The sequence below is a fragment of the Ferrovibrio xuzhouensis genome (assembly GCF_042648965.1).
GTDB classification, from domain to species: domain Bacteria; phylum Pseudomonadota; class Alphaproteobacteria; order Ferrovibrionales; family Ferrovibrionaceae; genus Ferrovibrio; species Ferrovibrio xuzhouensis.
Genome location: NZ_JBHRYJ010000007.1, coordinates 192199 through 198820, shown reverse-complemented (window position 1 = coordinate 198820; position 6622 = coordinate 192199). Strand labels below are relative to the sequence as shown.

8 protein-coding genes, 3 tRNA genes and 2 pseudogenes are annotated in these 6622 nt (G+C 67.3%); 3 read left to right on the top strand and 10 right to left on the bottom strand.

Translation table 11 applies throughout. The annotated features are described in order from the left end of the window. The 3 genes from ACFOOQ_RS22020 to ACFOOQ_RS22010 all read right to left on the bottom strand — a co-directional run. Positions 1–96 (bottom strand): GTP-binding protein (locus tag ACFOOQ_RS22020; RefSeq protein ID WP_372624634.1); only part of this gene is annotated, 96 nt, incomplete at its 3' end. A gap of 189 nt (positions 97–285) precedes the next feature. Further along, positions 286–359 (bottom strand) — tRNA-Gly (locus tag ACFOOQ_RS22015). Between the two features lie 84 nt (positions 360–443). Next, a tRNA-Tyr gene (locus ACFOOQ_RS22010) sits at positions 444–529 on the bottom strand. A 150-nt stretch (positions 530–679) separates the two neighbouring features. On the opposite strand from ACFOOQ_RS22010, the gene rlmB reads away from it, so the two are divergent. Next, positions 680–1972, top strand: coding sequence for a 23S rRNA (guanosine(2251)-2'-O)-methyltransferase RlmB (rlmB, locus tag ACFOOQ_RS22005; RefSeq protein WP_379729851.1), 1293 nt, complete (start codon positions 680–682; stop codon positions 1970–1972). A 22-nt stretch (positions 1973–1994) separates the two neighbouring features. Here the strand turns inward: rlmB and bfr are convergent, their stop codons facing one another. The 5 genes and pseudogenes from bfr to ACFOOQ_RS21980 form a co-directional block, all read right to left on the bottom strand. Beyond that, positions 1995–2477 (bottom strand): bacterioferritin, encoded by a 483-nt coding sequence (gene bfr / locus ACFOOQ_RS22000; protein WP_379729850.1) that lies wholly within the window; start codon positions 2475–2477, stop codon positions 1995–1997. Positions 2478–2752: 275 nt separating this feature from the next. Further along, positions 2753–2986, bottom strand: a complete 234-nt coding sequence (locus ACFOOQ_RS21995; protein ID WP_379729849.1) for a (2Fe-2S)-binding protein — start codon at positions 2984–2986, stop codon at positions 2753–2755. A gap of 17 nt (positions 2987–3003) precedes the next feature. Further along, positions 3004–3537: a hypothetical protein gene (locus tag ACFOOQ_RS21990; RefSeq protein WP_379729848.1), complete on the bottom strand. Its 534-nt coding sequence runs from the start codon at positions 3535–3537 to the stop codon at positions 3004–3006. Positions 3538–3673: 136 nt separating this feature from the next. Then, a pseudogene (locus tag ACFOOQ_RS21985) lies at positions 3674–3781 on the bottom strand (DapH/DapD/GlmU-related protein); the annotation flags it as partial. Between the two features lie 180 nt (positions 3782–3961). Next, positions 3962–4057 (bottom strand): annotated as a pseudogene (locus ACFOOQ_RS21980) (hypothetical protein); the annotation flags it as partial. A 340-nt stretch (positions 4058–4397) separates the two neighbouring features. Between ACFOOQ_RS21980 and ACFOOQ_RS21975 the strand changes: the two are divergent. Together ACFOOQ_RS21975 and ACFOOQ_RS21970 are read left to right on the top strand one after the other, a co-directional pair. Beyond that, a tRNA-Thr gene (locus ACFOOQ_RS21975) sits at positions 4398–4472 on the top strand. Positions 4473–4615: 143 nt separating this feature from the next. Continuing rightward, complete coding sequence (locus ACFOOQ_RS21970) at positions 4616–4909, top strand: anthrone oxygenase family protein (RefSeq protein ID WP_379729847.1); 294 nt, start codon at positions 4616–4618, stop codon at positions 4907–4909. A gap of 15 nt (positions 4910–4924) precedes the next feature. Here the strand turns inward: ACFOOQ_RS21970 and ACFOOQ_RS21965 are convergent, their stop codons facing one another. Continuing rightward, positions 4925–5803, bottom strand: coding sequence for a hypothetical protein (locus ACFOOQ_RS21965; protein WP_379729846.1), 879 nt, complete (start codon positions 5801–5803; stop codon positions 4925–4927). A 6-nt stretch (positions 5804–5809) separates the two neighbouring features. Continuing rightward, entirely contained in the window at positions 5810–6565 is a 756-nt protein-coding gene (locus ACFOOQ_RS21960; RefSeq protein ID WP_379729845.1) for a VWA domain-containing protein, read from the bottom strand. Positions 6566–6622: the final 57 nt, after the last annotated feature.

Here is a 6622-nt window from a genome sequence, read left to right as displayed (position 1 = left end):
GATCGCAGCCGTCAACGACGTCTTGCCATGGTCGACGTGACCAATCGTCCCAATGTTGCAATGCGGTTTGTTACGCTCAAACTTTGCCTTGGCCATCGTCCTGTCCTGTTCGACCCGTTCTGTTAAACCAATCCGCCTGTTTACCCGCCTGCCCAGCGGCCGGCCTTCCGGCCGCCATTTCGGCAGGTTCGGCACCCGGTACCGCGGCGCCGCCCTCCGGCGCCGGCTGCGTCACCGTCTGCCGCGGGCGGACCCTGCTCCTCGGCACTGCTCCGCCCTGCAAGCTGGAGCGGGTGAAGGGAATCGAACCCTCGCAACCAGCTTGGAAGGCTGGGGCTCTACCACTGAGCTACACCCGCCGCAGTAACGTCACTTCAAGGCGTCTCGTCCGCAGACTACCTGCTAACCGTCTGGTGCATCTGCACTTTTCGGTTTTTAGTTGATGGTGGAGGGGGCTGGATTCGAACCAGCGTAGGCGTACGCCAACGGATTTACAGTCCGTCCCCTTTAGCCACTCGGGCACCCCTCCAAACCGGGCCCCCCGATTAACGAAGGGATCAACCACAGTCAACGGAAAAACGCGACAAAAGCACCCTCATCGCCCCCCACCCCTTCTGAAAAAAATGAAGGTCGGGCGGCAATGTTGTTGCTTTCACCGCCGCACACTATAAGGACCGCCATGCGCAGACGCAAGCCGGACGGCCACAGCTCCCATCCCTCCTCCAAACCCGGCCGCCAGGCCCCCGATTCCCGGGGGGCCGGACGGCCTGCCGGCAAGGGCCCCGGCAAGCCCGCCCATGGCGGCAAGCCGGCCCCTGGTAAGTCAGCCCCTGGTAAGTCAGCCTATGGCAAACCGGCCCATAAGGGCGGCTACGGCAAGGCCGGCCCCCGCCCCGATGATCGCCGGGACGACCGGCGCGGCGACGACCGCCGGGAAGCGCACCGGGCCGCCGGCAAGCCCGGTCCGCGCGACAGTCGCCCCGGGCCGCGCAGCGACAGCCGCAACGAGCCGCGGAGCGCCGATTTCCGCCCGCAAAAGACCACTCCCGGCGCCTTTGGCCGTCCGGATCGCCCGCCGCGCCCGGAGCGTGCTGACCGCCCCGACCGTCAGGACCGCCCCGACCGCCAGGATCGACCGGTCCGCCAAGATCGCCCGGCCCGCTTCGAGGCCGAGGCCGGCGGTCGCTCCGACTGGCACCCGGCCCAGCGCCAGGGCCGTTTCGGCCATGCCAGCCGTGGCGACCTGCCGGTATGGCTCTATGGCACCCATGCCTGCATTGCCGCGCTGAACAACTCCGGGCGCTATCTGCGGCGCCTGCTGGTGACCCAGGAGGCGCTGGCCGAACTCGGTGCCGACCTGCCGGCTGAGCCGCAGCCGGAAACCGTCGACCGCCTGCGCCTGGAAGCCGTGCTGCCGCCCGGCGCCGTGCACCAGGGCATCGCCGTGCTGGCCGATCCGCTGGAGGACCCGGGCGTCGAATCGCTGAGCAAGCCGCCCGAAGACGCCGAAGTTTCGGCCGGCCGCGACGTCGTGCTGGTGCTCGACCATGTCACCGACCCGCGCAATGTCGGCGCCATCCTGCGCTCGGCTGCTGCCTTCGGCGCCCGCGCCGTGGTGGTCACCGACCGCCATGCGCCGGAAGCCACCGGCGCGCTGGCCAAGGCGGCATCCGGCGGCCTCGAAGTCGTGCCGCTGATCCGCGTGACCAACCTCGCCCGTGCGCTGGAACTGCTGGCCGAATACGGCTACTGGCGCGTCGGGCTGGAAATGGAAACCGAGAAGAGCATCGCCGAAGCGGTCGGCGACCTGCGCCGTGTCGCGCTGGTGCTCGGCGCCGAGGACGAAGGCCTGCGCCGCCTGACTCGCGAGAAATGCGATTTCCTGGCGAAGCTGCCGATGAGCGGCGCGGTCGAAAGCCTCAACGTCTCGGCCGCTGCCGCCGTGGCGCTCTACGAGTGCGCGCGCGGCTGAACGCCGCGCGGCACTTGCACAATCACGACGGCGCGCCGTCGCCCATCTGGCTCTGCAGGTAATTCTGCACGCCGACCTTCTCGACCAGATCGAGCTGGGTTTCCAGATGGTCGATATGCTCCTCGGTGTCGTCGAGGATTTCGGTCAGGATATGGCGGCTGACGTAATCCTGCACGGACTCGCAGTGGGCGATGGCGGCCTGCAGGTCGCCGCGCCCCTTACGTTCGAGATCGAGATTGGCGGCCAAGCCTTCCGGCACCGTCTCGCCGATCTTCAGCTTGCCGAGATCCTGCAGGTTCGGCACGCCCTCGAGCAGCAGCACGCGCTCGATGATCTTGTCGGCGTGCTTCATCTCCTCGATCGATTCTTTGTATTCGTGGTCGCCGAGCCGCTCGAAGCCCCAGCTCTTCCACATCCGCGCATGCAGGAAATACTGGTTGATGGCGGTCAGCTCGTTCTTCAGCACGCCATTGAGGTGCTGGATCACTTTCTTGTCGCCTTTCATGCCGGGCCTCCTGTGCTGCGTTTCACATGCCGCAACCGACAGACTCGCTATCGACACGACAGCACGAGGCTTACGCCCGGTTTCCCGGGGGCTCAACAAAAAAGGCTGAAACTGGGAGTTATTCGCAAAGAAAACCGGGCACTTAGTGCAAGTCAGTCTCGCTTGCGGCAATCCGGCGCAACAGCCGCAGCTTGACTAGCAGCAGGCCGATGCCGCCACAGCAGGCGGCGGTCACCAGCACGATGCCGGCCCAGCCGGTCATGCCGCAGAGCCCGTCATGCGGTTTCCGCCTGCGCCGCGACCGCGGCCGGCATGGCCGCGCCGCCGCACATCGCCTCACCGCTGCCGCGACAATGCTGGTTGACCATGTGGCGCACTTCGGGGACGCATTTGCCACATTGCGGCCGGTCGGCGAGATGGCGGTAGACGGCCGCGACCGAGCGGCAGCCGCCATTCAGGGCGCCGCGCACATCGCCGTCGGTAAAACCGTGACACAGGCAGACATACATGATGCGCCGCGGCTCCCTCAGTGAACGCTGGCCAGCGCCGGCCCGTGAAAGGCCAGCGGCTCCAGCGACGGGCGCTGGCGTGTGCGATATGGCAGGTCGAGGCCGCTGCCGGTCAGGCAGGCGGCAAACTCGTCGAGCGGCGCGACAAAGGCCTCGAGGCCCGGCGCGCGCACCAGCCACTGCGCCATGGCCCGCGCCGCCTGCGGCGCTCCGCCCTGCAGCGCGGCAACGATGGAGACGAAGCAGACCTCGTCGGCACCGAGGCAGGGACAGCAGGGTTGATGATGGACGATGGTGCGCCGCGCATGACGGCTGAGGCCGGTCAGTGCGGCATCCAGCGCCAGCAGGGCCGGCCGGGCATCGCTGCGGCGGAACTGGCGGTCGAATTCGCGCGCCAGCATCGGCAGCTGCTCCGGCCCGGAGACCCAGCGGCGGAAGCTCCACAGCACCAGGCGCTCGGCCTCGGCGAGCTCCTGCACGCTGGTCGGCCAGGCCCGGATCTCCCCGGCGGGGGCCGCGGTCGCCGCGGCGGCATCGAAAGCTTCAGACATTGACCGTCCTGCAAATCATTCGCAGGAACAGAGATAGCGGCATTGCGACTGATTATCAAGTGCCTTTCTGTCGCAGCATCTGGTTTAGTTACCAGACGGCGACGGCACCCTTGCTCACCGCGCGCGCTCCGGCGGGAACATCCTTGGTCACCAGGGCTCCAGCCGCGACCACGGCTCCGTCGCCGACGGTTATGCCGGCGAGGAGATTCGCACCGCTGCCCACCATGACCTTCTTGCCAATCACTGGCCCGACCATGCGTTCGGATTCAAAGGCATAATTCTCCAGATCGACACGGCGGTCATTGCTGGTCATGACTCCGACGCCGAAATAGGATCCATCGCCAATGGTCATCCGGCCGGTCAGATGCGTCTGCGACATGATGCGGCAATCATCCCCGATGACCGTTTCGTAATTGATTTCCACGCCGCAGCCGATGACGGTGCGACGGCCGATCCGCACCCCTTCGCGGATGACGGCTCCGGGTGAAATGAGCGTGTCCTCGCCGATTTCAACATCCATGTAAATGCAGGCATGCGGCCCGATCTTGGCCCGATGGCCGATTTTCACGATCTGCGGCGGGGTGCTCTGGCGACGATTGGCTTTGGTAGTGAGCGGCGGGCAGCCAATATAGGCGAAGGGCATCACCAGGACATCTTCACCCAATTCGAGGTGGATCGCCGGATCAATATGAGCCAAATGGTGAATCATGACGTGCCTCCGCAGCTTTATGCTTGCTGCGGGGATATTAGCGCGGTGAATTCCTAACAAATTGCTGTGTTGTATACCTGTGGATAGCGCTTGACCCTCCCGATTGAGGCAATTAAGAGGCTCCGCTAAGGTGCCTTGGCAGCCGTGGACTGCCGGATTAGCTCAGCGGTAGAGCAGCGGTTTTGTAAACCGAAGGTCGGGGGTTCAATCCCCTCATCCGGCACCAGTCCCCCCACTCCCCCGCCACTTTCCCCGGCCGTATTCGGCCGCCCCCTGAGCAACCGTCAGTTGATCAGACCAGGGTCCCGTGCGACTGATTCTGCAGGCACCGTTTTGCCGGGCTGCCTGAGATTAGCGGGGGATACTGAAATGATCGCCGGACTGCGGCCGACCGCCGATACCACGCCGGCGCCGCCCAGAACCTTCGCCGATCCGCTGCGAGAAGCTGGCATCATCGCCAGCCTGCTGCAACCCGTCGGCAACCTGGTGGTGACCATGGCGGCGAAGGTGCCGCTGAACAACCGGCTGGCACGGGTGATACCGGACAGTGCCGAAGGCGTCGTGGTCTGGGCCGACTATCTGAAACGCTGGACGCTGTGGAACCATGTGCGCGCGCTGAGCGCGCTGGCGGCGGTGGCCTGGCTGATCTGCCTGCTGCCCTGATCAGGGCCCCAGCAGTCAGGGCCCGAGCAGCACGTCCTTGGCGCGGTTGACCTGGGCCGCCAGCCAGGTCGAGCCGCCCTGGTCGGGATGGGCCAGCTTCATCAACCGGCGATGGGCGGCACGGATCGCCTCGGGCGACGAGCCCGGCGGCAGGCCGAGCACGTCCCAGGCCTGCTCGCGGCTCATGCCGGCGCCGGCGCCCGAAGCCGTGCCACTCTGCCCGCCATCCCGGCCGGCGGACGCATCCCCGGCAGCCATGGCGGCGGCCTGCTCGCGCCAGTCGGCCGGTTGCGTGCGGTCGAGCCAGGCCTCCAGCAGGGCCGCCGACTGCCCGTCGCAGCGCTGCAGCAGCGCAACGAGGTCGCGGAAATTCAGGTCCGACAGCCGGCGGCCGATCCAGCGGCCGCGCAGCACCTCGCCATCCATCACACCGGTGGCGCGGTCCAGCGTCATGCGCAGCCAGTCGGTTTCGACCTGCGAGCGGTCGGCGCCGCTGCGCGCCCGACTGCTGCCGGTAGTATTTCCGGCATTGGCGGTACCGCTCGCACTGCCGGACGGGCCGCTATTCGATGGGCCGCTATTCGGCGGCGCGGTACGCGCCCGGCTCCAGCCGGCGGTGCCACCGCCACGGAACAGGCCGCCGGTGAACAGGCTGAACGGCGACACGCCGCGCGGCCACCAGCCGAGCGAGCCGGCCGCCGCCGCGCCGCACAGCATGGCGAAATAGAATTGTGCGCGGACGAGAAAGAACAGCGCCAGCCCACCGCAGACCACGGCACCGCCGATGCGCACGCCCTGCGCCAGCACGCGCGGATCGGCATTGACGAAACCGCGGCCCGCCAGCAGCAGCAGGACCAGGGCGATGGAGCCGAGGGCGAACCAGGCGAGGACCATGCGATGCTACCGCAACTGCCCGATCAGCAGCCGCACTTCGCTGCTGCCGGCATCACGGCCATAGGCCTCCAGTGCCTTGAGGCCGCCAGCGGCATAGGCCGCCACGGCGGTCAGCAGCTGGCGCAGCACTTCGGCGCTGGAATGATCAAAGGCGCAATAGGCACCGCGGGTGATGCGGGCCATCTCGCGGAAGCAGGCCTGCGCCGCCGCATCCGCGCCTTCCTGGAAGGCGAAGATCGGCACGCCCTGCAGGCCGAGATCACCGGCGCGCACGGCGATGTTGTCGGGATCTTCTTCAAGGCAGTCGCCGACATAGACCAGCGCGTTGACCCGGCAGTCGCGGGTTTCCGCCAAAGTATGGTTGAGCACCCGCTCGATCTGGGTATGGCCGCCGACGCAGTCGACCTGGCGCATCAGCTTCTGCAGGGTGCGGCCGTCAGAGACCCAGCTGGACGCCCGGCATTCGCCGAGGCCGCGGAAATAGACAAGCTGGATGTCGAGACCGCCGAGCGCGGCCGTGGTGCGGAACATGTCGGCCTGGATGCGCTGGGCCTCGTCCCAGGTCTGCCGCCGGCTGGCGGTGGCATCCATGGCGAAGATCAGCCGGCCACGCCCGCTGCCACCCGGCGCCGGGCCGTGCTGCGGCGCGGCCGCCACCTGGCGCAAAAAGGCGTCGATTTCCGCCGAAACGGCGCCGCCGCCACGCGCGGCGACGATCCGGGCTCCATCCCGGCCCTGCCTGCTGTCGTCAGACCCGGCCATTCGCCGCACCTCCTGTCACCCTTGCAATATATGGTGACAGGTGGCGCGAAACCAGAC

Coding starts and splice junctions, on each gene's coding strand:
- rlmB (WP_379729851.1), top strand. CDS start 680: ATGCGCAGACGCAAGCCGGACGGCCACAGCTCCCATCCCTCCTCCAAA.
- bfr (WP_379729850.1), bottom strand. CDS start 2,477: ATGAAAGGCGACAAGAAAGTGATCCAGCACCTCAATGGCGTGCTGAAG.
- ACFOOQ_RS21995 (WP_379729849.1), bottom strand. CDS start 2,986: ATGTATGTCTGCCTGTGTCACGGTTTTACCGACGGCGATGTGCGCGGC.
- ACFOOQ_RS21990 (WP_379729848.1), bottom strand. CDS start 3,537: ATGTCTGAAGCTTTCGATGCCGCCGCGGCGACCGCGGCCCCCGCCGGG.
- ACFOOQ_RS21970 (WP_379729847.1), top strand. CDS start 4,616: ATGATCGCCGGACTGCGGCCGACCGCCGATACCACGCCGGCGCCGCCC.
- ACFOOQ_RS21965 (WP_379729846.1), bottom strand. CDS start 5,803: ATGGTCCTCGCCTGGTTCGCCCTCGGCTCCATCGCCCTGGTCCTGCTG.
- ACFOOQ_RS21960 (WP_379729845.1), bottom strand. CDS start 6,565: ATGGCCGGGTCTGACGACAGCAGGCAGGGCCGGGATGGAGCCCGGATC.